The organism is Streptomyces sp. NPDC002181 (assembly GCF_042890485.1).
Classification (GTDB): domain Bacteria; phylum Actinomycetota; class Actinomycetes; order Streptomycetales; family Streptomycetaceae; genus Streptomyces.
Genome location: NZ_JBIASC010000005.1, coordinates 68,821 through 90,412 on the forward strand (window position 1 = coordinate 68,821; position 21,592 = coordinate 90,412).

General features: G+C 71.5%; 24 protein-coding genes and 1 tRNA gene. 16 read left to right on the top strand and 9 right to left on the bottom strand.

Annotation, left to right across the window (positions count from 1 at the left end; genetic code table 11):
- Positions 1 to 20: 20 nt before the first annotated feature.
- Complete coding sequence (locus tag ACFYXV_RS15305; RefSeq protein ID WP_385476196.1) at positions 21 to 1,481, bottom strand: PucR family transcriptional regulator; 1,461 nt, start codon at positions 1,479 to 1,481, stop codon at positions 21 to 23.
- 238 nt (positions 1,482 to 1,719) lie between these two features.
- Between ACFYXV_RS15305 and ACFYXV_RS15310 the strand changes: the two genes are divergently transcribed.
- The 3 genes from ACFYXV_RS15310 (at position 1,720) to ACFYXV_RS15320 (ending at position 5,872) form a co-directional block, all read left to right on the top strand.
- Positions 1,720 to 2,556, top strand: coding sequence for an FAD binding domain-containing protein (locus ACFYXV_RS15310; RefSeq protein ID WP_389383102.1), 837 nt, complete (start codon positions 1,720 to 1,722; stop codon positions 2,554 to 2,556).
- Positions 2,553 to 5,345 (top strand): molybdopterin-dependent oxidoreductase, encoded by a 2,793-nt coding sequence (locus ACFYXV_RS15315; protein ID WP_389383104.1) that lies wholly within the window; start codon positions 2,553 to 2,555, stop codon positions 5,343 to 5,345. Before ACFYXV_RS15310 ends, ACFYXV_RS15315 begins: the two co-directional genes overlap by 4 nt.
- Positions 5,346 to 5,425: 80 nt before the next feature.
- Positions 5,426 to 5,872 (top strand): molybdopterin-dependent oxidoreductase, encoded by a 447-nt coding sequence (locus ACFYXV_RS15320; protein WP_385476202.1) that lies wholly within the window; start codon positions 5,426 to 5,428, stop codon positions 5,870 to 5,872.
- 8 nt (positions 5,873 to 5,880) lie between these two features.
- On the opposite strand, the gene ACFYXV_RS15325 is transcribed toward ACFYXV_RS15320, so the two are convergent.
- From ACFYXV_RS15325 to ACFYXV_RS15340, 4 genes are all read right to left on the bottom strand, one after another.
- Positions 5,881 to 6,300 carry a TOBE domain-containing protein gene (locus ACFYXV_RS15325; RefSeq protein ID WP_366105293.1) on the bottom strand — a complete coding sequence of 140 codons (420 nt, stop codon included), beginning with the start codon at positions 6,298 to 6,300 and terminating at the stop codon, positions 5,881 to 5,883.
- Between the two features lie 143 nt (positions 6,301 to 6,443).
- Complete coding sequence (locus tag ACFYXV_RS15330; protein WP_385476204.1) at positions 6,444 to 6,635, bottom strand: DUF1059 domain-containing protein; 192 nt, start codon at positions 6,633 to 6,635, stop codon at positions 6,444 to 6,446.
- An 81-nt stretch (positions 6,636 to 6,716) separates the two neighbouring features.
- A complete protein-coding gene (locus ACFYXV_RS15335) occupies positions 6,717 to 6,974 on the bottom strand; it encodes a DUF397 domain-containing protein (protein WP_389383106.1) in 258 nt (85 codons plus the stop codon).
- Positions 6,971 to 7,834, bottom strand: a complete 864-nt coding sequence (locus ACFYXV_RS15340; RefSeq protein WP_389383108.1) for a helix-turn-helix transcriptional regulator — start codon at positions 7,832 to 7,834, stop codon at positions 6,971 to 6,973. The genes ACFYXV_RS15335 and ACFYXV_RS15340 overlap by 4 nt, the downstream gene beginning before the upstream one ends.
- Positions 7,835 to 8,193: 359 nt before the next feature.
- Here ACFYXV_RS15340 and ACFYXV_RS15345 point away from each other — a divergent pair, with 359 nt between their 5' ends.
- Positions 8,194 to 9,099 (top strand): helix-turn-helix domain-containing protein, encoded by a 906-nt coding sequence (locus tag ACFYXV_RS15345; protein ID WP_389383109.1) that lies wholly within the window; start codon positions 8,194 to 8,196, stop codon positions 9,097 to 9,099.
- Positions 9,100 to 9,134: 35 nt separating this feature from the next.
- Here the strand turns inward: ACFYXV_RS15345 and ACFYXV_RS15350 are convergent, their stop codons facing one another.
- Entirely contained in the window at positions 9,135 to 9,953 is an 819-nt protein-coding gene (locus tag ACFYXV_RS15350) for a VOC family protein (protein ID WP_385476210.1), read from the bottom strand.
- Between the two features lie 104 nt (positions 9,954 to 10,057).
- On the opposite strand from ACFYXV_RS15350, the gene ACFYXV_RS15355 reads away from it, so the two are divergent.
- Positions 10,058 to 10,657, top strand: a complete 600-nt coding sequence (locus ACFYXV_RS15355) for an HhH-GPD-type base excision DNA repair protein (protein WP_385476212.1) — start codon at positions 10,058 to 10,060, stop codon at positions 10,655 to 10,657.
- Here the strand turns inward: ACFYXV_RS15355 and opcA are convergent.
- Both opcA and ACFYXV_RS15365 read right to left on the bottom strand, forming a co-directional pair.
- Positions 10,654 to 11,592, bottom strand: coding sequence for a glucose-6-phosphate dehydrogenase assembly protein OpcA (gene opcA / locus ACFYXV_RS15360; protein WP_389383111.1), 939 nt, complete (start codon positions 11,590 to 11,592; stop codon positions 10,654 to 10,656). The genes ACFYXV_RS15355 and opcA overlap by 4 nt on opposite strands.
- A gap of 102 nt (positions 11,593 to 11,694) precedes the next feature.
- On the bottom strand, positions 11,695 to 13,287 hold the full coding sequence (locus ACFYXV_RS15365) for a helicase HerA-like domain-containing protein (RefSeq protein ID WP_385476216.1): 1,593 nt from the start codon (positions 13,285 to 13,287) through the stop codon (positions 11,695 to 11,697).
- Positions 13,288 to 13,375: 88 nt separating this feature from the next.
- Between ACFYXV_RS15365 and ACFYXV_RS15370 the strand changes: the two genes are divergently transcribed.
- The gene (locus tag ACFYXV_RS15370) at positions 13,376 to 13,675 is read left to right on the top strand and encodes a type II toxin-antitoxin system VapB family antitoxin (protein ID WP_266787007.1); all 300 of its coding nucleotides are present in this window, start codon (positions 13,376 to 13,378) and stop codon (positions 13,673 to 13,675) included.
- Between the two features lie 152 nt (positions 13,676 to 13,827).
- Positions 13,828 to 14,490: a LytR C-terminal domain-containing protein gene (locus ACFYXV_RS15375; RefSeq protein WP_383336729.1), complete on the top strand. Its 663-nt coding sequence runs from the start codon at positions 13,828 to 13,830 to the stop codon at positions 14,488 to 14,490.
- Positions 14,491 to 14,565: 75 nt separating this feature from the next.
- On the opposite strand, the gene upp is transcribed toward ACFYXV_RS15375, so the two are convergent.
- Complete coding sequence (upp, locus tag ACFYXV_RS15380) at positions 14,566 to 15,201, bottom strand: uracil phosphoribosyltransferase (protein WP_030160225.1); 636 nt, start codon at positions 15,199 to 15,201, stop codon at positions 14,566 to 14,568.
- Between the two features lie 214 nt (positions 15,202 to 15,415).
- Here upp and ACFYXV_RS15385 point away from each other — a divergent pair, with 214 nt between their 5' ends.
- The 9 genes from ACFYXV_RS15385 to ACFYXV_RS15425 all read left to right on the top strand — a co-directional run bounded on the left by ACFYXV_RS15385 (position 15,416) and on the right by ACFYXV_RS15425 (position 21,581).
- Complete coding sequence (locus ACFYXV_RS15385; protein WP_385463878.1) at positions 15,416 to 16,375, top strand: universal stress protein; 960 nt, start codon at positions 15,416 to 15,418, stop codon at positions 16,373 to 16,375.
- 118 nt (positions 16,376 to 16,493) lie between these two features.
- The gene (locus ACFYXV_RS15390; protein ID WP_383336733.1) at positions 16,494 to 16,688 is read left to right on the top strand and encodes a hypothetical protein; all 195 of its coding nucleotides are present in this window, start codon (positions 16,494 to 16,496) and stop codon (positions 16,686 to 16,688) included.
- A 406-nt stretch (positions 16,689 to 17,094) separates the two neighbouring features.
- Positions 17,095 to 17,640: a hypothetical protein gene (locus ACFYXV_RS15395; protein ID WP_383336736.1), complete on the top strand. Its 546-nt coding sequence runs from the start codon at positions 17,095 to 17,097 to the stop codon at positions 17,638 to 17,640.
- Complete coding sequence (gene tadA, locus ACFYXV_RS15400; protein ID WP_383336738.1) at positions 17,640 to 18,131, top strand: tRNA adenosine(34) deaminase TadA; 492 nt, start codon at positions 17,640 to 17,642, stop codon at positions 18,129 to 18,131. The genes ACFYXV_RS15395 and tadA overlap by 1 nt, the downstream gene beginning before the upstream one ends.
- A gap of 57 nt (positions 18,132 to 18,188) precedes the next feature.
- Positions 18,189 to 18,273 (top strand) — tRNA-Ser (locus ACFYXV_RS15405).
- Between the two features lie 175 nt (positions 18,274 to 18,448).
- Positions 18,449 to 18,736 (top strand): hypothetical protein, encoded by a 288-nt coding sequence (locus ACFYXV_RS15410; protein ID WP_385463873.1) that lies wholly within the window; start codon positions 18,449 to 18,451, stop codon positions 18,734 to 18,736.
- Positions 18,737 to 19,127: 391 nt separating this feature from the next.
- Positions 19,128 to 19,289 carry a hypothetical protein gene (locus tag ACFYXV_RS15415; RefSeq protein ID WP_165937499.1) on the top strand — a complete coding sequence of 54 codons (162 nt, stop codon included), beginning with the start codon at positions 19,128 to 19,130 and terminating at the stop codon, positions 19,287 to 19,289.
- A 243-nt stretch (positions 19,290 to 19,532) separates the two neighbouring features.
- Positions 19,533 to 20,495 (top strand): SigB/SigF/SigG family RNA polymerase sigma factor, encoded by a 963-nt coding sequence (locus tag ACFYXV_RS15420; protein ID WP_385463869.1) that lies wholly within the window; start codon positions 19,533 to 19,535, stop codon positions 20,493 to 20,495.
- A gap of 219 nt (positions 20,496 to 20,714) precedes the next feature.
- Entirely contained in the window at positions 20,715 to 21,581 is an 867-nt protein-coding gene (locus ACFYXV_RS15425) for an RNA polymerase sigma factor SigF (protein WP_382986384.1), read from the top strand.
- The last annotated feature ends 11 nt before the right edge of the window (positions 21,582 to 21,592 follow it).

Here is a 21,592-nt window from a genome sequence, read left to right on the forward strand (position 1 = left end):
CGCCCGCGGCCGCCGAAGCGCTACGTGCAGCGCAGCGCCGCGTAGAGGTCCAGCTTGTGGTCCAGGCGCGACAGGTCCCGGCCCGTCAGGGACTCCACCCGCTCGATCCGGTAGTGCACCGTGTTCACGTGCAGGTGCAGGGCCTCCGCCGTGCGGGTCCAGGAGCAGTTGTTGGCCAGGAACACCTCCAGCGTCTCGCGCAGCATCCCGTCCCCGAGCGCCCCGAGCGTCCGCGTCGCGTAGACCGACCGGACCTCCTCCGGGACTCCCGCCAACAGGGCCGAGAGGGTGTCCAGTTGCTCCACCCCGCGGACCGGGGTCGTCTCGTCCGTCGCGGTCAGGGCGAAGCGGGCCTGGCGCATCGACGCGCGTAGTGCCTCGGCCCCCGGAGCCCGCGCACCCGCGCCGAGACGGAGATCGGCTTCCGGGTCCCCGCAGGCCCGGACCAGCGGCCAGACCGGGCGGAGCAGGCCCGGAACGTCGACCGCCGCGTCCTGGTCCTCGTACAGGACCGCGACCGAGCGCCCCACGGCGTACCGGACGCCGTCCAGGTGGGCCAGCGCCTCGGCCAGGGCGTCGCCGTCCGTCGCCGCGAGCACCCGGTACGGGCCGCCCGCCGGGAGTCCGGCCGCGGCCAGCGCCTCCTCCAGCGCCCCCGCCTCCGTGACCTGCTCCTCCGCTTCGAGGAGTGCGGCCAGCTCCCGGCCCGCGGCGCGGGCCTGGTCGGCGCGCCGGGCCCGGCCGTCGCGGTACTGGGCGAAGACCTCGGCGATCTCGTGGAGCACGCGCGGCGGTGCGGCGTCCGCGTCCGGCATGTGCAGCAGCCAGGCGTCGTACGGGGTGCTCTCGGCCTCGATGCGCAGCGAGAGCCCCCCGCGCAGCGCGGCGCCGCCCGCCCGCCGCGCCGGTATCGCGGGCGCCGACGGGGTGCGGGCGACGGTGCGGCCGCTCGCGGTGAGCAGGTAGCAGGCGACCTTGCCCAGGTGCGCGCAGGCCCGGTCCAGCAACTCGGCGGGGCCCGCGCCGCCTTCGAGGAGGCGGCTGAGCTCGGCGCGCACGTTCTCGGGGAGTGCGAAGAGGCGGTTCGGGCGGCGGCTCAGGTCGCCCCACTGGCGCAGGTAGACCGCCTCGGTGACCGCGCGGAAGCTGGTCTGCGCGGGTACGGCCACGAGCGGCACGCGGTGGGCGCGGCAGGCGGCCACCAGTTCGTCGGGGACCCGGCCGTGGGTCTCCTCGCCCGCGAGGAGGGCGGTGGCCCCGGCCTCCGCGAGCGCGGAGACGAACCGTTCCGCCTTCACCACGTCGCCGTCGGCCCACCACACCAGGCCGCTGAGCACGAGCTCGCCGGGGCCCAGGAAACGGCGCGGGTCCTCCAGGTCGGTGGCGGTGACCCCGCTGACCTCCTGGCCGAGAAGGGCGTCCTCGCCCCAGAGCAGGGTGAGGCCGAGATTGTCGGACTGAAGCAGGTCGAGGACGTGCACGGCGGGACTCCTTGGGGTGGGTGGCAGCCCACGGTGGCCACATTCGCCAGGCGAATATGAGAAACACCATCGTAAATGCAAGGGCAAGTGTCTCATCAGCCTCTTGGTTGATCATCCAGGGAGGAGTGCCGGCGGACCGTCCCTTTCCGTGCCCGGCCACAGTCGTCCGGGCCCCGCTCCCGTTGGTTCACTGACTGGAAACGCACGGTCTGCGGACCAGAGAGGCTGGTGGCTCCCCTTGGATCTCAACACCGTGCTCGACGTGCGCGACGCACGCCGCCGCGAGCCCTGGCGCCCCGGCGACGCCTGGCTGGGCGGCGGCACGTACCTCTTCTCCGAGCCCCAGCCGCACGTCCGCCGCCTGGTCGACCTCTCGCGGATGGGCTGGCCGCCCCTGTCCTGGCAGCCCGACGGCGCCCTCGACATCGCCGCCACCTGCACCATCACCGAGCTGTCCCGGTTCGGCCGGTCCCTGCCGGCGACCGCGGCGCCGCTGATCGAGCAGTGCTGCCGGGCCTTCCTCGCCAGTTTCAAGATCTGGAACATGGCCACCGTCGGCGGGAACCTCTGCAACGGCCTGCCGGCCGGCCCGGTCATCTCCCTGGCCGCGGGCCTCGACGCCACCGTCCTCCTCCAGGGCCAGGACGGCGCCACCCGCCGCCTGCCCGTCACCGACTTCATCCGCGGGGCCGGGGTCAAGGACCTGCGCGAGGGCGAACTGCTGCGCTCCGTCCGCGTCCCGGCCCGCTCGCTGACCTTCCGTACGGCCTTCCGGCAGGCCTCGCTCTACGGGCTCGGCCGCTCCGGCGCCCTCGTCGTCGGCGCCCGCGACCCGCAGGACGGCTCGTTCGCCGTCATGGTCAGCGCCGCCACCACCCGCCCCTTCCGCTTCTGGTTCGCGCTGCCGCCCACCGCCGCCGAGCTGCGCGATGCGATCGACACCGCCGTCCGGCCGGACGAGTGGTTCGACGACATCCACGGACTGCCCGACTGGCGGCGCCACATGGCCCTGCGCCTGGCCGAGGAGATCCGCCGCGAACTCACGGCGGCGACGCCGCAGGAGGTTTCCCGATGAGCTACGAGATCGAGATCAACAAGGAGCGCTTCGACACCGAGCCCCGCGCCGGCCAGTGCCTGCGCACCTACCTGCGCGAGCGCGGCTGGTTCGGTGTGAAGAAGGGCTGCGACCAGGGCGACTGCGGGGCCTGCACCGTGCACGTCGACGGGCAGCCGGTGCACAGCTGCCTCTACCCGGCTGTCCGCGCCGAGGGCCGCTCGGTCACCACCGTCGAGGGCCTCGCCAAGCCCGGCGGCGAACTCCACCCGGTACAGCAGCAGTTCCTCGACGCGCAGGGCTTCCAGTGCGGATTCTGCACGGCCGGCTTCCTGATGACCACCGCCGCCCTCCAGGCCGAGGAGGGCACCGCCCACGACGACGGCAAGCTCCAGGACCTCCCGCGCGCCTTCAAGGGCAACATCTGCCGCTGTACGGGCTATCGCGCCATCGAGGACGCCGTACGCGGGGTGAAGCACACCGAAACCCCGGAACAGGGCGCGGCCGTCGGCAAGAGCCTCGGCGCCCCCGCCGGTCCCCTCGTCGTCACCGGCACCGCCCGCTACACCTTCGACGTCGAGGTGCCCGGGCTGCTCCACATGAAGCTGCTGCGCTCCCCGCACCCGCACGCCCGCATCGTCGACATCGACATCCGCGAGGCCCTCCAGGTCCCGGGCGTGCACGCCGTCCTCACCCACCACGACGCCCCCGACCGCCTGTACTCGTCCGCCCGGCACGAGCACCCGACCGAGGACCCGATGGACACCCGGGTCCTGGACGACGTGGTCCGCTTCGTCGGTCAGCGGGTGGCGGCCGTCGTCGCCGACAGCGAGCAGGCCGCCGAGGAGGGCTGCCGCCGCGTGGTGGTCACGTACGAGGAGCTCCCGTACGTGACCGACCCGGAGGAGGCCATGCTCCCGGGCGCGCCCGTCCTGCACCCCAAGGGCCCCGAGTCGGGGATCTTCCGTGCCGAGAACAACGTGTGCGGCGAGGTCCACAACACGATCGGCGACATGGAGAAGGGGTACGCGGAGGCGGACGTCGTCTACGAGGAGACCTTCCGGACCCAGCGCGTGCAGCACGCCAGCCTGGAGACCCACGGCAGCGTCGCGTACTTCGAACCCAAGGAGGAGGGCGACGGCGAGCGCATGACCGTCCGCTCCTCCACGCAGGCGCCCTTCCTGACCCGGCGGGCGCTGTGCGCGCTCTACGACCTGAACGAGGACGAGGTCCGCGTCGTCGCGGGCCGCGTGGGCGGCGGGTTCGGTGGCAAGCAGGAGATGCTGACCGAGGACATCGTGGTCCTCGCCGCCCTGAAGCTGCGGCGGCCGGTGAAACTCGAATTCACCCGGGCCGAGCAGTTCTACGGGGCCACCACCCGCCACCCCTTCAAGATCACCATCAAGATCGGCGCCAGGGCCGACGGCACGCTCACCGCCCTGCGCATCCGGGTGCTCTCCAACACCGGCGCGTACGGCAACCACGGCCCGGCCGTCATGTTCCACAGCGTCGGCGAGTCCTTCGCCGTCTACAAGGCGCCGAACAAGGAGGTGGAGGCGTACTCCGTCTACACCAACGGCGTGCCGGCGGGCGCCTTCCGCGGCTACGGCCTCGGCCAGGTCCTCTTCGCCCTCGAATCGGTGATGGACGAGCTCGCCCGCAAGCTGGACATGGACCCGCTCGTCCTGCGCGAGAAGAACGTCATCGGCGCCGGCGACCACATGGTGACCCCGATCGGCCACGAGGAGGACCTCTTCATCGGCTCGTACGGGATGCGGCAGTGCATGGACGTGGTGCGCAAGGCCGCCGCCGAGGACCGCAGCCACGAGGACGTCCCGGAGGGCTGGCTCACCGGGACGGGCTCGGCGGTCGCGATGATCGCCACGGGCCCGCCGGGCGGCCACTTCGCCGACGCCCGGGTCTCGCTGCTGCGCGACGGCACGTACGACATCGCGGTGGGCACGGCCGAGTTCGGCAACGGCACGACCACCGTCCACAAGCAGATCACCGCGGGCGCCCTGAACACCACGGTCGACCGGATCACCGTCCGCCAGTCCGACACGGACGTGGTCCGCCACGACACCGGCGCCTTCGGCTCGGCGGGCACGGTGGTGGCGGGCAAGGCGGTGATGCTGGCGGCGAACTCCCTCGCCGAGCGCCTGCTGACCTTCGCCGCCCGGCACACGGGCGTGGCCCGGCACCTGTGCAAGCTGTCGGCCGAGTCCTTCGACTGCGCGGGCCGGACCGTCACGCTGAAGGAGCTGTACGAGGCCGCGTACGACAAGGGCAGGCTGGAGGAGATGGCCGCGGACGGCCACTGGACCGGATCACCGCGCTCGGTCGCCTTCAACGCGCAGTGGTTCCGCCTCGCCGTCGACCCGGACACGGGCGAGATGAAGATCCTCCGGTCCGTCCACGCGGCGGACGCGGGCAAGGTCATGAACCCGATGCAGTGCCGCGGCCAGGTGGAGGGCGGCGTGGCCCAGGCGCTGGGCGCGACGCTGTTCGAGACCGTACGGGTGGACGGGCGCGGGGAGGTGACCACGGCGGCGTTCCGCCGCTACCGGCTCCCGCAGTACGCGGACGTCCCGCGTACGGAGGTGCACTTCATGGAAACGTCGGACGCGATCGGCCCGCTCGGCGCGAAGTCGATGAGCGAGAGCCCGTTCAACCCGGTGGCCCCGGCGTTCGCCAACGCGCTGCGGGACGCGACCGGGGTGCGGTTCACGGAGATGCCGGTGACACGCGACATCGTCTGGCGGAAGGTGAATCAGAGGTTGCGGGACCTGCAAGGGCAGAACACACGATGAAGCCACATCTGCGGGTTGTATCAAGCCATCAACCTTGCAGATGAGGTTCCGGAATGACGGCCCCCGGGCACAATCGCCACATGGCCAAACTCATGCTGCACGGAGATCTGGACCACCCGGCGACCCTGAGCGTCGCGGACCTGCGGGACTGGGTACAGCACCGGGCCGAGGTCACCTTCGACTGCGCGACGAACGGTCCGCAGCACCATGTCTTCGAAGGCGCGCTGCTGCGCGACGTGGTCTCGGACGCCGGGCCGTCCTTCGACGCGCGCCGGCGCAAGGACCGCAGCCGCTTCCTGCTGGCGGTCAGCGGCGGGGACGGGCACCACACCGTCCTGTCCTGGGCCGAACTCGACGCGGACTTCGGCAACAGCCCGGTGCTGCTGGCCACCCGCCTCGACGGGGAGGACCTCGACGAGGCGGGCACGCAGCTGGTGGTCCCCTCGGACCGGTGCGGGGCGCGCTACGTCAGCGCCGTCACGCACGTGTGGTTCGGCTCGCTGTCGCCGCCGAACCTGGGGCTCTGACCAGGGACTCAGACGGTCGCGAGCGAGATCTCGGTGGACTTGATCAGCGCGACCACGGAGGACCCGGCGGCCAGGCCGAGCGCCTCGACCGCGTCCTTGGTGATGGCGGCGGTCAGCCCGCCGCCGTTCACGTCCACCTTGACCGAGGCCATGGCGCCACCGGTGGCCACGTCGGACACGGTGCCGGCCAGCTGGTTGCGGATGCTGAGGCCCTCGACGGCGCCGGTGGCCAGCGCCACCTCCGTGGCCTTGACGAGCGCCTTGACCGAGGAGCCCTCGGCGATGCCGAGGTCCTTGACGGCGTCGGCGGTGATGGCGGCGGTGATGTCCTGCCCGCCTTCCAGACGGACCTTGACCGTGGCCATGGCCTCGCCGGTGGTGACGGCGGTGACGGTGCCGGCGATCTGGTTGCGGATGCTCAGGCTCATGGGTTGTCCGACCTCTTCGGTAGTGACCTCGCGCGGTCCGGTGGAACCGCACAAGATCGACCGTAATCACCGTGGCCGTGCCGTGCGTTCGCCCCATCGCATCCGCCAGCCGGAACCACCCGTGCGGCTCGCCTCTGCCGCTTTCAGGCGTTCTGCGCCACCTCGGGCTTCAGCATGCCGCGCAGCGCGTCGCGGAACTCCTGGCTGTCCTCTTCACCGTGTACGGCGACGGCGTGCTGGACCGCCGCCCCCATGACTTCGTCTTCCTCACCCGTGATGGTCAGGGTGCACCCGATCTCGCTGGGGTACTCCCTGCAGTCCATGACCTTGCGCATGACGCACCTCCCAGTGGCGATGCCTACGGGTCCACTGACCACGATCCTCCGCATCGCCCCCGGGCGAAAGCCGGGCCGCGGCTACGAGGGCCCGACCTCGCGCGCGTACGAGACGAAACCGGCCCAGGCCCGCGGCGTGAGCGCCAGCTGGGGCCCTTCGAGCACCTTGGAATCGCGCACGCGGACGGCATCGGGGCAGGCCGCCACCTCGACGCAGGAGTCACCTTCGGATCCACCGCTGTAGCTGCTCTTGACCCACGCCACTTCGACGCAGTCGTTGATGTCGCTGCTGCTGCTGTAACTGCTCTTGAACCAGTCCAGCTCGGCCTCGTGGATCATGTCTCTCCCAGCAGTTGCTCGATAAAGGCGCGCGACTCCCAGGGCGTCAGCGCTTGGGCCCGGAGCATGCCATACCGCAGGTCAAGGGTCCGGAGCCGCTTCGGGTCGGACACGGGGCGTCCGCTGAATGCTCCTTCGGAGCGTCCCACCGCCGTACCGTCTGCGAACTTCAGCAGCTCGATCCGGCCCTCCATTCCCGCGTGGGCCTCACGATCCATGGGCATCACCTGGAGAGTCACATTCCGCAACTCGGTCAATTCCAATAGGCGTTCGAGCTGTCCACGCATGACCATTGTGCCCCCGATGGGGCGTCGAAGACTTGCCTCTTCCTGGACGAATCCGAGCGTCGGAGCAGGCCCCCGCTCGAAGATCGACATGCGGGCCATGCGTCCGGCCACTCCGCGCTCGACCTCGTCGCGCGAGTAGGCGGGCTGCCGCATCTCGAACAGCGCACGCGCGTAGCCCTCGGTCTGCAAGAGACCATGCAGACCCTGAATGGTGAAGGCGCCGACCTCGACGGCCAAGGCCTCCATCTTGGCCAGCTCCCGGACCTTCTTCGGGTACCGGACCCGCCCCAGGTCCTCCCGCATAGCCCGGATCAGGCCCCCGGCCTCCAACGCCTCGTCGACCTTGTCCAGATACTCCGGCTTGGCGATGCGCTTGCCGTTCTCGACCTTGTAGATCAGGGCTTCGCCGTACTGGATCGCCTCCGCCAGGTCGCCGACCCGCATCCCCAGCGCTTCCCGCCTCGCCCGCATCTGCCGGCCGAGGGCCGCGATCACCGCCGCGCCCTGTTCGTCCTCGGGATCCACGGACCAGCTGTGCTCATCCGTACCGTCACCGTCCACGTCCACGCCCATGCGCACCCACCTCCTCAACGCGCCATACCCGTCACTCGCGTTGAGCCAGTCTCGACAGCTTTGGACAAAGTCGTGGACGTTCGTGCGGGACCGCCCCCGCGGGCGGGTCGTGCCCGGGCACGACCCGGTGCGGCACGACGCTTTGTCTTTGGAAGGACCAAGAGAAAGAAACTCCCGCCCAACCCCTCCAGCCTCCCCGGAGCGGCTCTCACTCACACGGGTGAATGATCCCAACTCGGCTGGATTTCATGCCGGTTGCCTGGCATATGCTCGCCGCGACAACCCCAGACACAAGGCAGCCCCCGCCGGGACTCGCAATCCCGACGAGGGCCTGACCACGAGAAGGTCGAATCTTCCCGATGGCTTTCCAGCACTCTAACGCGGCCTCGCGCGCTGCGTACGGCGTTCAACACTCCGTCGTCCGGCAGACCCGCAATTTCACCGTGGTCAGCAACGACCTGATCCGGCACCCGCACTTGTCGATGAACGCGCGGGCCCTCGCCTCGTACATCCAGTCCGTGCCCCGCGGCACCCCGGTCGGCATCAAAGCCCTGGCCGGGCAGCTGCCGCTGGGGGAGAAGGCCATCGGCAAGGCGCTGGGCGAGCTGGAGGCGTACGGGTACCTGCGGCGGCTCCAGGAGAAGCTCCCGGACGGGCGGATCGTCACCCGTACGGTGTTCTGCAACGCCCCGAAGGCCGTCACCCTCCCGGAGCCGAAGCCCGAACCGGTGCCCCGGCCGGCACCGGGACCGAGGCTCGAACCGAGGCCCGCACCGGCGCCCGAACCTGCGCCCGAACCGGACCCCGAACCCGCGCCCGACCCCGGGCCGCCGCCTCCGGCGGCGTTCCTCCCGGCGGCGTTCCTCCCCGCGCCCCGCAACCCGGACAACCCGGCCCGCCGGCGGCTGGCCGAGGAAATCCTCGCCGAACTCCGCCGGGTCGACCCCCGCCTGCTCCTCGGCGAGCGGGACATCCAACGCCTCGCGGGCGCCGTCGAGGCCTGGCTGGAACGCGGGGCCACCCATCAAGCGGTGACCAGCGCCCTCACGGCGAACCTCCCGGACCACCCCCGCAACCCGGCGGGTCTCATCGCCCACCGCCTGACCGCCCAGCTGCCGCCCGACCTGACCCCGCTCCCCCGCAGGGCCCCCTTCGTCCCGCCGGACCCCTTCCAGAGCTGCGAGAAGTGCGACCTCGCCTTCCGCGCCCCCGCCCCCGGGACCTGCCCCGGATGCACGAGGACGGGGCCACCCGTCGAGAGGTGACCCCGCCCGCCCCGCCCGCCCCCGGAGGGGGACGGCTACGCGTCCGACATCTTCGGCATCTCGCCCGTCGTCTTCGACATGTCGATCACGGCGAAGGCCGCGCCCTGCTGGTCCGTCAGCGCAGCGAAGCGGCCGAAGGGGCTGTCCATCGGGCCGAAGTGGAGGGCGCCACCGTGCTTCTTGGCCTTGGCCACGGCCTCGTCGCAGTCCGGGACCCCGAAGTAGACCTGGACGTACGGGGGGATCTCCGGCGGGAACTCGTCGCCCATCTTCATCCGGCCGAGGACCGGGTTCTCCTTGCCGCCGACGCTGTAGATCCTGAAGTCCATCCCGGCCATCTCGGGGTCGTCGCCGGGCTCCATCGTCTGGGCCCCGTACGGGAAGACCTGCGAGAGGAACCCGTCCGCCTTGGCCGGGTCACGGGTGAAGACCTCCGCCCAGGCGTAGGCGCCCGGCTCGCCGATCTTCTCGAAGCCCTTGTGCTCGCCCGGCTGCCAGACGCCGAAGACCGCGCCGCTCGGCTCCTTGGCGATGGCCATCGTGCCGAAGGTGCCGACCTGCATCGGCTCCATCATCAGCTCGCCGCCGGCCGACTTGATCTTCTCGGCCGTGGCCGCCGCGTCGGGCGAGGCGAAGTACAGACACCACTGCGACGGGGCATCGGCACCCGGCATGGGCGGCACGACGGCCGCCACCGCCTTGCCGTCGGAGTAGGCCTGCGTGTAGTTGCCGTACTCGCTGGACGACTCGCCGAAGGTCCAGCCCAGCACGTCGGAGTAGAAGGTCTTGGCGCCCTCCACGTCCTTGAACATCGCGTCCACCCAGCACGGAGCGCCTTCCGGGAACTCAGCCATGATCGATCGACTCCTGTGTCGTTTCGTCTGCTTTGCGCGTTCTCACGCTAGGCGCGCGGTGCGCCGACCGCGCGGGGAACGCCGCCGCGCGGGAGTCTGGAGCCATGGACATCACGATGCGGCTGGCCCAGCAGCCGGAGGCCGACGAGCTCCTCGGCCGCAGCCCGCTCGCCGCCCTCGTCGGCATGCTGCTCGACCAGCAGGTGCCGATGGAGTGGGCGTTCTCGGGCCCGTACACGATCGCCCGGCGGATGGGCGCCGACGATCTGGACGCCCATGCCATCGCCGCGTCCGACCCCGAGGCCTTCGCCGCGCTGCTCTCCGAGAAGCCGGCCGTGCACCGCTACCCGGGGTCGATGGCGAAGCGGGTGCAGCAGCTGTGCGCGTACCTGGTGGAGCACTACGACGGTGACGCCGAGGCCGTCTGGCGCGGCGTGCGGACCGGGGACGAGCTGCTGAAGCGGCTCAGGGAGCTGCCCGGGTTCGGCGAGCAGAAGGCGCAGATCTTCCTGGCGCTGCTGGGCAAGCAGCTCGGCGTGCGCCCCAAGGGCTGGCGCGAGGCGGCCGGCGGCTACGGCCCGGCGAACGTCTACCGCTCTGCGGCGGACATCACCGGGCCGGAGTCCCTGGCGAAGGTGCGGGCGCACAAACAGGAGATGAAGGCGGCGGCCAAGGCCGCCAAGGCGGAGAAGGACACGGCCTAGCCCGGGAGTGCGGCCAGGGCCTGGGCCGGACGCGCCCGCAGCGCCGACGCGTAGACCTCGTCCGCGTCCAGGCGCCGCAGCTCCTCCGAGATCAGCTCGGCCATGCTGCGGATCTTCAGGGCCACCGTGCGGTCGGGGCTGCCCGGCAGGATCAGCGTGGCCAGCGCCCCGTCGGGGCGGTCCACCGTGATCTCGCCCTCCCGGGTGGCCAGCCGGACCCGGGTGATCACGGGCCCGTCCGTGGCGACCCGCTCCACCGGAACCCCGAGCCGGTCCCCGAGCCAGCGCGCCAGCAGCTCGGCGCTCGGATTGTCGGGCTCGCTCTCCACCGCCGCGCCCGTCACCGGCAGCGGCTTCTGGTCCACCGCGGCGGCCAGCAGCGCCCGCCACGGCGTCAGCCGGGTCCAGGCGAGGTCGGTGTCCCCGGGGGCGTACGAGGCGGCCCGCCGGTCCAGTTCCGCCACCGGGTCGGCGGTGGCCTCCGCGTCCGTGATCCGGCGCTGCGCGAGCGCGCCGAGCGGATCCCGCGCCGTGTCGGCGGGCGCGTCGGCCGGCCACCACGCCACCACGGGCGCGTCCGGCACCAGGAGCGGCAGGACCACCGAGCCCGCCTGCTCGTTGAGCGCCCCGTGCAGGCGCAGCAGCACGATCTCCCCGGTCCCGGCGTCCGAGCCGACGCGCAGTTCGGCGTCCAGGCGGGTCTGGCGGAGCTTGTGCGAGCCGCGCGAGGTGCGCTTGATCACCACGATGATGCGGCAGGGGTGTTCGCGCGAGGCCTCCGAGGCCGCGCGGACGGCGTCGTACGCGTTCTCCTCGTCGGTCGCGATGACGAGCGTCAGCACCAGGCCCATCGTGGGGCTGCCGACGGCGCGGCGGGCATCGAGCAGGGCCCGGTCGATCTTGCTGGACGTGGTGTCGGTGAGTTCGGTCCGCATGGGTCGAAGTCTGTCAGCGCCGGGGCCCCCGGCGGCACCCCGGCGGGGGATCCGGGCCCCGGAATCCGTCACGTGCCAAGCGGCGGGGGGCCGGTGGGGCCCTCATCTGCGCCGCTTCGCCGTCCCGAAGACCGACCGCGAGATCTCCCGCCCCAGCTGGGTGCCGATCGACCGGGCCAGCGAACGGAACAGCCCGCTCCCCACCACCTGCTGGGCGAGCGAGGGATCCGGCTTCGGCGCGCCGCGCGCCGCCTTCGCCGCTTCCTTGGCCTCTTCTCCGGCCTGCTTCTCGGCCTCCGCCCGGGCCGCGGCCGCCTCCGCCGCCGCCTCGGCCGCGGCCTGCTCGGCGCTGATCTTCTCGTACGCCGACTCCCGGTCGACGGGCTCCGCGTACCGCGCGTAGAGGAGCGAGGACTTCACCGCCGTGTCCAGGTCCGCCGCACCGAGCGGGCCCATCAGCGACTGCGGGGCGCGCAGCCGGGTCGCCGCGACCGGGGTCGGGGCGCCCTTCTCGCTGAGTACGGTGATCACCGCCTCGCCCGTACCGAGCCCGGTCAGGAGCTCCTCCAGGTCGTACGCGGAGTTCGGGAAGGTCCTCACGGTGGCCTTCAGCGCCTTCGCGTCGTCCGGGGTGAAGGCGCGCAGCGCGTGCTGCACCCGGTTGCCGAGCTGCGCGAGCACGTCCGCCGGCACGTCCTTGGGGGTCTGCGTCACGAAGAAGACGCCGATGCCCTTGGACCGGATCAGCCGCACGGTCTGGGTGATGGACTCCAGGAAGGCCTTCGACGCGCCGTTGAACAGCAGATGGGCCTCGTCGAAGAAGAAGACCAGCTTCGGCCGCTCCAGGTCGCCGACTTCGGGCAGGTCGGAGTAGAGGTCGGCCAGCAGCCACATCAGGAAGGTGGAGAAGAGCTGCGGCTTGTCCTGTACCGCCGGGAGTTCGAGGACGGAGACCAGTCCGCGCCCGTCGGCGGCGGTCCGCAGGAATTCACCGGTGTCGAACTCCGGCTCGCCGAAGAACTCCGAGGCGCCCTGCTGCTCGAACGCGGTCAGGGAGCGCAGGATCACCCCGGCCGTCACGGTGGACAGCCCGCCGATGCCCTTGAGCTCTGCCTTCCCCTGGTCGGAGACGAGGAAGGCGACGACCGCCCGCAGGTCCTTGAGGTCGATCAGCTCCAGTCCCTTGGTGTCGGCGTAGTGGAAGATCAGGCCGAGCGACTGCTCCTGGGTCTGGTTGAGCTGGAGCACCTTCGACATCAGCACCGGGCCGAAACTCGTCACGGTGGCCCGGACCGGGATGCCCGCTCCGAGCCCGCCCAGCGAATAGAACTCGCTGGGGAACCCGGTGGCCTGCCACCGCTGGCCGACTTCCCCCGCCCGTTCCGCGATCTTGTCGTTGGCCGTGCCCGGCGCCGCGATCCCGGAGACGTCCCCCTTGATGTCGGCGAGGAACACCGGGACGCCGCCCGCCGAAAGCTGCTCGGCGATGAGCTGGAGCGTCTTCGTCTTGCCGGTGCCGGTGGCGCCCGCGACCAGGCCGTGGCGGTTGAGCATCGACAGCGGGATGCGGATCTGGCGGTCCGGCAGGCAGGCTCCGTCCCAGAGCAGGGCACCCAGTTCGAGCGCGGGTCCGGTGAAGGCGTAACCGGCGGCGATCTGGTCGGCCGGGGACGCGGGGTCGGTGCTCTCGCTCATACATCACTCCCGAAATAGCCCTGCATGCCACTTTTGCACCGGCTTGGCAAGGCTGCGCCCGCAGGCACCGGCCCGGTAGGCTTTCCGTGTGATCTTCAAGCGCATCGGAAGCGGGCGGCCGTACCCCGACCACGGCAGGGAAACCACCCGGCAGTGGGCGGATGTCGCCCCGCGCCCGGTCCGGCTCGACCAGTTGGTGACGACCAAGGGGCAGCTGGACCTTGAGACGCTGCTCGCCGAGGACTCGACGTTCTACGGGGACCTCTTCGCCCACGTCGTGAAGTGGCAGGGCGACCTGTACCTGGAAGACGGGCTGCACCGCGCCGTGCGCGCGGCCCTTCAGCAGCGCCAGGTGCTGCACGCGCGCGTACTCGAAATGGACTACTGAGCCCGAACACGCCGTAAAAAAGCCCGAGAAACGCTCCTGCCCGGGCCCCGCTTGGGTTTCCGGTTCGCGGGAATTGCGCCTTTCGGGTCGGTCTTGCCCTATCAACAGATCATTTGGTGGGCATCGCAGGCGGGCGGTATTACGCTGCGCCCATGAGCATGCTCACTCCCCCCGGCATGGGCGGAAAGTACCGCGTCACGGGTGCTGCCTACCCCCGTATGAGCCGACCGCGGCGGCGCCGCCGGATCGTCCTCACCGTGCTCGGAGCAGTCCTCGGTCTGGCCCTGCTCGGCTATGGATCCGTGCAGCTCATGAACGTGTTCCGAGGCGAGGGCGGCAGCGGCAAACACCAGGCCGCGGGCAAGGACTGCGCGACCCCGAAGCCCAGGGCGGGCGCCGCCGCGGCGGCCGCCAGCCCCGCCGCGGCCAAGCCGGCCGTGGCCCTGCCCCAGCCCGGCGAGATCACGGTCAACGTCTACAACGCGACCCCGCGCGCCGGGCTCGCCAAGGCGGTGGGCGACGAGCTGAAGAAACGCGGCTTCACCATCGGCAAGGTCGGCAACGCACCCGCCGACTTCGACAAGAAGGTCCCCGGTACGGGGATACTGCTCGGCTCGCCCAAGACCGACAAGGCGGCCTTCTCCGTACTGGGCACCCAGCTCGAAGGCGATACCCAGCAGACCGACGCCCGGGAGGGCGCGGACATCGACCTCATCCTCGGCGACGCCTTCAAGGAGCTGAGCCCGAAGGAGGCGGCGGACAAGGAGCTGTACCTGCTGGCCAACCCCCAGCCCGCGCCCGCCAAGACCTGCTGACCCGACGACGGACGAACGAACGCGAACGGCCGGCCGCCCCCTCCCGGGGCGGCCGGCCGTTTCGTCCCTCGGGTCCTACTCGGCCGAGCCGTACATGCGGTCGCCCGCGTCGCCCAGGCCCGGAACGATGTAGCCGTGCTCGTTGAGCCGCTCGTCCACCGCGGCCGTCACGACCGTCACCGGCGTTCCCGCGAGGTCGCGCTCCATGACCTCGACGCCCTCGGGAGCGGCCAGCAGCACCACGGCGGTCACGTCGTCCGCGCCGCGCTTGATCAGTTCCTGGATCGCCGCGACGAGCGTGCCGCCGGTGGCCAGCATCGGGTCGACGACGTACACCTGACGCCCGGAGAGGTCCTCCGGCATGCGCGTCGCGTACGTGGAGGCCTCCAGGGTCTCCTCGTTGCGGACCATGCCCATGAAGCCCACCTCGGCGGTCGGCAGCAGCCGCATCATGCCGTCCAGCATGCCGAGGCCGGCGCGCAGGATCGGCACGACCAGCGGGCGCGGGTGCGAGAGCTTCACGCCGGTGGTGGGCCCGACCGGCGTGACGATGTCGGCCTGCTCGGTGCGCACGTCGCGGGTGGCCTCGTACGCGAGGAGGGTCACCAGCTCGTCGGCGAGCCGGCGGAAGGTGGGGGAGTCGGTGCGCTTGTCGCGCAGGGTGGTCAGTTTGTGCGCCACCAAGGGGTGATCGACGACCTGCAAACGCACAACATCCTCCAAGGCTCAGCTGCCGGGTTTCGACCTGCGACCTGCAAAAACGGCCGCACCTTTTCGCGACCCACGGTCAAAAGGCTACGCGGTGCGCGCACCCCCGCGCGTCCGAACCCGCACCGCCGCCCGCGGATCCCCACCCGATCCGTTCCCGATCCGTACCGGATCCCCTGCGGATGCGACCCGCCCGGGCGCCCAGCACGCTGGACGGATGAGCAACGCACCGGTGGTCGCGGCGGTCGACGGATCCGATCACAGCCTCAAAGCGCTGGAATGGGCACGGACCGAGGCGCTGCGCCGCGGCGCCCCGCTCGTGGTCGCGCACGTGCTGCCCGACAGCTCCCAGCTGTACGCGGCGCGCCGCTCCTCCCTCGCCGACCCCTCGCAGCCGCAGGAGTACGCCGACCCCGTCGGGGAGCACGTGCGGGACATCCTCGCCGGGGCCGCCGAGCTGCCGGCCGAGGTGCGGTACGAGGCTCTGGAGGGCTCGGTGCCCGAGGCCCTGCGGGTGACCGCTGAGGAGGCCCTGATGGTGGTGATGGGCTCCCGGGGGCGCGGCGGCTTCGCGGCCCTGCTGCTCGGCTCGAACAGCCGCGCCGTGGCCTCCTCGGCGGTGTGCCCGGTGGTGGTGGTCCCGCACGCGCAGCGCAGCGCCGAGGCCGGGGACGGGCCGTCCGGCGGGCGGGTGGTGCTCGGCCTGCACGCCGCGGAGACGGCGGACGACGTGGTGGCCTTCGCCTTCGCGGAAGCGGCCGCACGGGGGACCACCGTCCAGGTGGTCTCCGCGTACGCGATCCCGCCGGCGCCGGTGGTGGTGGTGGACGCCCCCTTCCAGGTGATCCCGCCGGAAGGCCTGGCCGACGACGGGAACGCGGTGCCGGCGGAGCGGGAGATGCTGCGCTCCCAGACGGAGCGGCTGGCGCCGTTCCGGGCCCGCTGGCCGCAGGTGCCGGTGGAGCAGGCGGCGGCCCCGGGCGATGCGGCGGAGCGGCTGGTGACGGCCTCCCGGTCGGCGGCCCTGGTGGTGGTGGGCCGTCATCACCCCCGGCGCAGTCTCGGGTCCCTGATGATCGGCTCGGTGGCCCACGCTGTCCTGCACCACGCGCACGGTCCCGTGGCGGTCGTCCCGACCCTGCCGGACGGCGCGCAACACGGCGCAGCACCCGTCTGAGCTGCGAAAGCGCTACGAAAGGGTGGCATCAATCGCCCCATCCGGGGGAAGGTGGGGTGCGGGGGGTCTGCTTCGCGCCGGCGGAGGAGGACGACCGGATCAGCCGGGGTGGTGGCCGATGCCCGACACGCAGCCGAGCCGGGGCGACGACGCGCCTGAGCAGCCGGAGACGGCGGCGCAGCGCAGAGCGCGCCGCGCGCAGTTCCTGCGCGATCTGATGGAGGCGCGGGCCCTGCGCGACCGCGTCCAGCCCCGCCGCGCCCGCGCGGCCCGCATGCGCCAGCAGATGCGCATGCGCACGTTCCGCTGGTGACCCGCCCCGGTCCGCTGGTGACCAGCCCCGGTCCGCCCCGGCCCGCCGCCCCGGCCCGCCCCTCCCAGCCCCGGCCGTCGGGCCCGTACGCCCTCCGTGCCGCCCCGTGCCGGCCCGGCCCGCCCCGCGCCGGCGTTCGCCGCGCCGACGCCGCAGGCGGGATCGCGGAGCCCCCGCGCGGCCGCCGCAGCGCGCCCCGGCAGCCCCCGTACGGCCCCCGCGCAGCCCGCTGAGCGCACGGCACGGGACGACGCAAGCGCCGAAGACCTCTCGCAAAGCCGCGCTTTCTGCCACGATGCCGATTGGGCGGGGCACGAACGGCGAGCAGGACAGCCGTTCCAACCCTCCCCACCTCCGGCCGGGGGGACCTCCAACCGGCACGCCTATGACCAGTGGGAGAGTCACGGTGTATTTCGCCGCACTGCTCGCGCGCACCGAAGACGGGTGGGAAGCGAGCGACATGGAACTCGACGACGTCGAGTCCCTCAGTGATCTGATCGATCTCGCCCGGTCCGCCGCTGTCGACGACGACACGGTGGTCGCCCTCATCGAGCAGGAGGACGCCTGGTTCGGCGTCGTCCGCGTGGACGGCGAGGAGGACCCGCGGTACTTCGTGTCGAACGCCTCCGCGGCCTCCCGCAGCTCCTACGGCTCGATGCTGACCGACGAGCTGCTGGGCAGCGACGAGGAGGACGACGAACTCGACGAACTGGACCTGGACGGCACCGAGGACGGCGAGGAGGAAACGATCGCCGCGTTCACCGATGCCGACGACGAGGACGAGGAGGACTCGCCCGGTGCGGAACCGGTACCCGCCGGCCCGCTCGGCGACCCCCGGCTGCTGGACGACCTCGGCGTCAGCAACAAACAACTGATGACCCTCGACGGGGACGCCCTCTCGGAGATCGCCGAGTCCCTCGGCGCCACCGAGGTGCTGGAGGCCGTCCGCTAGTGATCACCACGCACCACCCCCCGCACGGCCCCGATCCCGTACGGGACCCGTGGCGGGACTCCATGCGCCTCGCGCTCGCGGAGGCCGCCCGGGCGGTGCCGGCCGGCGACGTGCCGGTCGGCGCCGTCGTGCTGGGCCCGGACGGGGAACTCCTCGCCACCGGGTACAACGAGCGCGAGGCCACCGGCGACCCCACGGCGCACGCCGAGGTGCTGGCGCTGCGCCGGGCGGCCGCCCGGCTCGGGGAATGGCGGCTTCCGGGGTGCACCCTCGTGGTGACCCTGGAGCCGTGCGTGATGTGCGCGGGCGCGCTCGTGCAGTCGCGCGTGGCCCGGGTCGTCTACGGCGCCGACGACGAGAAGGCGGGTGCCGCGGGGTCGCTCTGGGACCTCGTACGGGACCGCAGGCTCAACCACCGTCCGGAGGTGATCCGCGGCGTGCTCGCGCAGGAGTGCGCGCGGCAGCTGACGGACTTCTTCCGCGACCGTTGAAGGAGCTCGGCGGTATCGATTTCATTTGATGCCGATCCTTAGGCTAGGATCCATCTCGGTAGTGTGTCCGAGTGGCCGAAGGAGCTCGCCTCGAAAGCGAGTATGGGGCAACCCATCGGGGGTTCAAATCCCTCCACTACCGCTTCGTTCGAGAGCCCCGCCCCGCAAGGGACGGGGCTCTCGGCGTTTTCCCGGACGTCCTCTGCCGCCCCCTGCCCCGCCGCGCCCCGCCGTGTGCCGAGCGTGCCGAGCGTGCCGACGCGTCTTTACGGATGACGCCCGCGTGACCGCGCGCCCCGCTCGGCCGTTGTGACGGCATGACCAAGACCCAGCGCATGCTCGCCGCCTTCGCCCTCGCGGGGGCCGCCGCGGGCCTCGCCGCTCCCGCCGCCTCCGCCGCCGCCCCGGCCCCGATCACCCTCCCGGACCTGCCGCAGGCGGCCCCGGGCATGCCGCAGGGGGCCACGCCCGGTTCCGTCCAGGAGATCGGCGGGAAGCTGAACGAGCTGGACAAGCTCGGCCGGCTGACGCAGCTGCCGAACGACCTGGACCCCGCGATCGCCCCCGTGGCACCCCTCCTGGACCTGCTCGGCGCCATCCAGTAGCCGGCCGCGGCAGCCGCGGACGGCCGCCGCCCTCCCGCAGGACGCGAAGAAGGCCCCGACCGGGGTCGGGGCCTTCCACGTACGGGCGGGGGAAGTGGCATCGGGGGGACAAGCCACTTCCCCCGACGAGGACGGAACCTGCCAGTCCGGGCCGCAGTCAGGGGGAAGCTCGCGGCTCGGACCCCGCAGTGAGGTCCTGTCCCTCACCCACCGATTTCCTGCCAGAACCGGTGGGCTCGCCCTCAATACTGCTCCACCCCCACCCTCCCGTACTGCGGCAAAGGACCCGGACCGCCGGGTCATTGGTCCATAAAGGCCTGGTGAGTGTCCGAAGACGAACGGTTAGACTCACCCGACTTGGCAGTACCGGTTGGGGAGGCCGACACCGCTGATGGACACCAAGAAGATGATCATGAGTGGGCTCGTCGTGTTCGTGCTCTTCGTGATCATCACCCAGCCGGTCAAGGCCGCCGACATCGTCAAAATAGGTTTCCAGGGCATATCGGACGCCGCCCACGGCATCGGCGCGTTCATGACCGAATTGGTGCGCTGACCCGTACGCTGACGCGGCCTTTCGACTGACCGGCCCCCCACTCCGACGGGTGGGGGGCTTTCGCGTTCCCGCACCCCTGTAATTACCTTGCCCAAAACACCCCATTATGCCCAACTTGCCCTCAACACGGCGATATACGGTGCTTGCACACAGTGCACATGTCTTGTGATGCTATGACCGCTTTTGACGGATGAGTTGACATGAAGGGGTGGCGTGACCGTGCCGGCCAGTACTGCGCCTCAGGTGCCACCCCAGCAGGAGCCCCAGCAGGACTCCTCCCCGCGTCCCCCCCGGGGCCCCTCCCAGAGCGCCCTCCAGGGCGCCTCCCAGGCTTCGGCCCCGGGCTCGGCCCAGGGCCCCTCACCGGACGCACCGCAGGACTCCCAGGTCCCGCCCCAGCAGGATCCCCCCGCGGAGCCTCCGGCGCCCCCGAGACCGCAGAGCCGGGGCGCGGACACCCGGGCGCTCACCCAGGTCCTGTTCGGGCAGCTGAAGGGCCTTCAGCCGGGCACGAGCGAGCACCACCGGGTGCGCGGGGCCCTCATCGAGGCGAACCTTCCGCTCGTCCGGTACGCGGCCGCCCGCTTCCGCAGCCGCAACGAGCCGATGGAGGACGTGGTCCAGGTCGGCACGATCGGCCTCATCAACGCGATCGACCGGTTCGACCCCGACCGCGGGGTGCAGTTCCCGACGTTCGCCATGCCGACCGTCGTGGGCGAGATCAAGCGGTACTTCCGCGACAACGTCCGCACCGTCCACGTGCCGCGCCGGCTCCACGAGCTGTGGGTCCAGGTGAACGCGGCCACCGAGGACCTCACCACCCTGCACGGGCGCACGCCCACGACCCCCGAGATCGCCGAGCGGCTGCGGATCACCGAGGACGAGGTGCTGTCCTGCATCGAGGCCGGCCGCTCGTACCACGCCACCTCGCTGGAGGCCGCCCAGGAGGGCGACGGGCTGCCGGGCCTGCTGGACCGGCTCGGCTACGAGGACCCGGAGCTGGCCGGGGTCGAGCACCGCGACCTCGTACGCCACCTCCTCGTACAGCTGCCCGAACGTGAACAAAGGATCCTGCTGCTGCGGTACTACAACAATCTGACGCAGTCGCAGATCAGCGCGGAGCTCGGCGTGTCCCAGATGCACGTGTCGCGGCTGCTCGCGCGCAGCTTCGCCCGGCTCCGATCCGCAAACAGGATCGAGGCGTAGCTGGAACGGGTGGACGTCGTTCCGCCGTTTCCCACGGAATGGGCTCATTCCGCTCTGTCGCTGGAGATATATGTCGACTTGGCGCTACAGCGTGTTGCCGACATGTGACATTCTGCTGGAACCGCGTTTGCCGCAGCTCCGCCTCCGGTATTCAGGTGGAGGCTGCGTTCCTCCGACGGGCGCGCAGTACGCGACCGTCCGCGACCTCAAGGGGGTGGCATGTCCGTAGACCAGGGCAGCTCCAAGGTGCTCACGCTCGTCAAGAGCGAAGCACCGGCAGCGCCTGCAGTGCCTGCACTGCCTGCAGCGCCTGTCCGCTCGGAAGCCATCGACACCCGCACCCTCTCCCGCTCCCTCTTCCAGCGACTTGCCGCCCTGGACGTGGACAGCCCCGAACGGGCGTACGTACGCGACACCCTGATCGAGCTGAACCTGCCGCTGGTGCGGTACGCGGCCGCCCGCTTCCGCAGCCGCAACGAGCCGATGGAAGACATCGTCCAGGTCGGCACGATCGGCCTGATCAAGGCGATCGACCGGTTCGACTGCGAACGCGGCGTGGAGTTCCCGACGTTCGCGATGCCGACCGTCGTGGGCGAGATCAAACGATTCTTTAGGGACACTTCCTGGTCCGTGCGCGTCCCGCGCCGCCTCCAGGAGCTGCGCCTCGCCCTCACCAAGGCCAGCGACGAGCTCGCCCAGAAGCTGGACCGCTCGCCGACGGTGCCGGAACTGGCGGCCGTGCTCGGGGTGTCCGAGGAGGACGTCGTCGACGGCCTCGCCGTGGGCAACGCGTACACCGCCTCCTCGCTCGACTCGCCCTCCCCCGAGGACGAGGGCGGCGAGGGCTCGCTCGCGGACCGCCTCGGGTACGAGGACACCGCGCTGGAGGGCGTCGAGTACCGCGAGTCGCTCAAGCCGCTGCTCGCCAAACTCCCGCCCCGGGAACGGCAGATCATCATGCTGCGGTTCTTCGCGAACATGACGCAGTCGCAGATCGGCGAGGAGGTCGGCATCTCCCAGATGCACGTCTCCCGGCTGCTGACGCGCACGCTGGCACAGCTGCGCGTAGGCCTGATCGGCGAGTAGCCCCGACCGAA

Coding starts and splice junctions, on each gene's coding strand:
- ACFYXV_RS15315 (WP_389383104.1), top strand. CDS start 2,553: ATGAGCTACGAGATCGAGATCAACAAGGAGCGCTTCGACACCGAGCCC.
- ACFYXV_RS15320 (WP_385476202.1), top strand. CDS start 5,426: ATGGCCAAACTCATGCTGCACGGAGATCTGGACCACCCGGCGACCCTG.
- ACFYXV_RS15325 (WP_366105293.1), bottom strand. CDS start 6,300: ATGAGCCTGAGCATCCGCAACCAGATCGCCGGCACCGTCACCGCCGTC.
- ACFYXV_RS15330 (WP_385476204.1), bottom strand. CDS start 6,635: ATGCGCAAGGTCATGGACTGCAGGGAGTACCCCAGCGAGATCGGGTGC.
- ACFYXV_RS15335 (WP_389383106.1), bottom strand. CDS start 6,974: ATGATCCACGAGGCCGAGCTGGACTGGTTCAAGAGCAGTTACAGCAGC.
- ACFYXV_RS15340 (WP_389383108.1), bottom strand. CDS start 7,834: ATGGGCGTGGACGTGGACGGTGACGGTACGGATGAGCACAGCTGGTCC.
- ACFYXV_RS15345 (WP_389383109.1), top strand. CDS start 8,194: ATGGCTTTCCAGCACTCTAACGCGGCCTCGCGCGCTGCGTACGGCGTT.
- ACFYXV_RS15350 (WP_385476210.1), bottom strand. CDS start 9,953: ATGGCTGAGTTCCCGGAAGGCGCTCCGTGCTGGGTGGACGCGATGTTC.
- ACFYXV_RS15355 (WP_385476212.1), top strand. CDS start 10,058: ATGGACATCACGATGCGGCTGGCCCAGCAGCCGGAGGCCGACGAGCTC.
- opcA (WP_389383111.1), bottom strand. CDS start 11,592: ATGCGGACCGAACTCACCGACACCACGTCCAGCAAGATCGACCGGGCC.
- ACFYXV_RS15365 (WP_385476216.1), bottom strand. CDS start 13,287: ATGAGCGAGAGCACCGACCCCGCGTCCCCGGCCGACCAGATCGCCGCC.
- ACFYXV_RS15375 (WP_383336729.1), top strand. CDS start 13,828: ATGAGCATGCTCACTCCCCCCGGCATGGGCGGAAAGTACCGCGTCACG.
- ACFYXV_RS15385 (WP_385463878.1), top strand. CDS start 15,416: ATGAGCAACGCACCGGTGGTCGCGGCGGTCGACGGATCCGATCACAGC.
- ACFYXV_RS15390 (WP_383336733.1), top strand. CDS start 16,494: ATGCCCGACACGCAGCCGAGCCGGGGCGACGACGCGCCTGAGCAGCCG.
- ACFYXV_RS15410 (WP_385463873.1), top strand. CDS start 18,449: ATGACCAAGACCCAGCGCATGCTCGCCGCCTTCGCCCTCGCGGGGGCC.
- ACFYXV_RS15415 (WP_165937499.1), top strand. CDS start 19,128: ATGGACACCAAGAAGATGATCATGAGTGGGCTCGTCGTGTTCGTGCTC.
- ACFYXV_RS15425 (WP_382986384.1), top strand. CDS start 20,715: ATGTCCGTAGACCAGGGCAGCTCCAAGGTGCTCACGCTCGTCAAGAGC.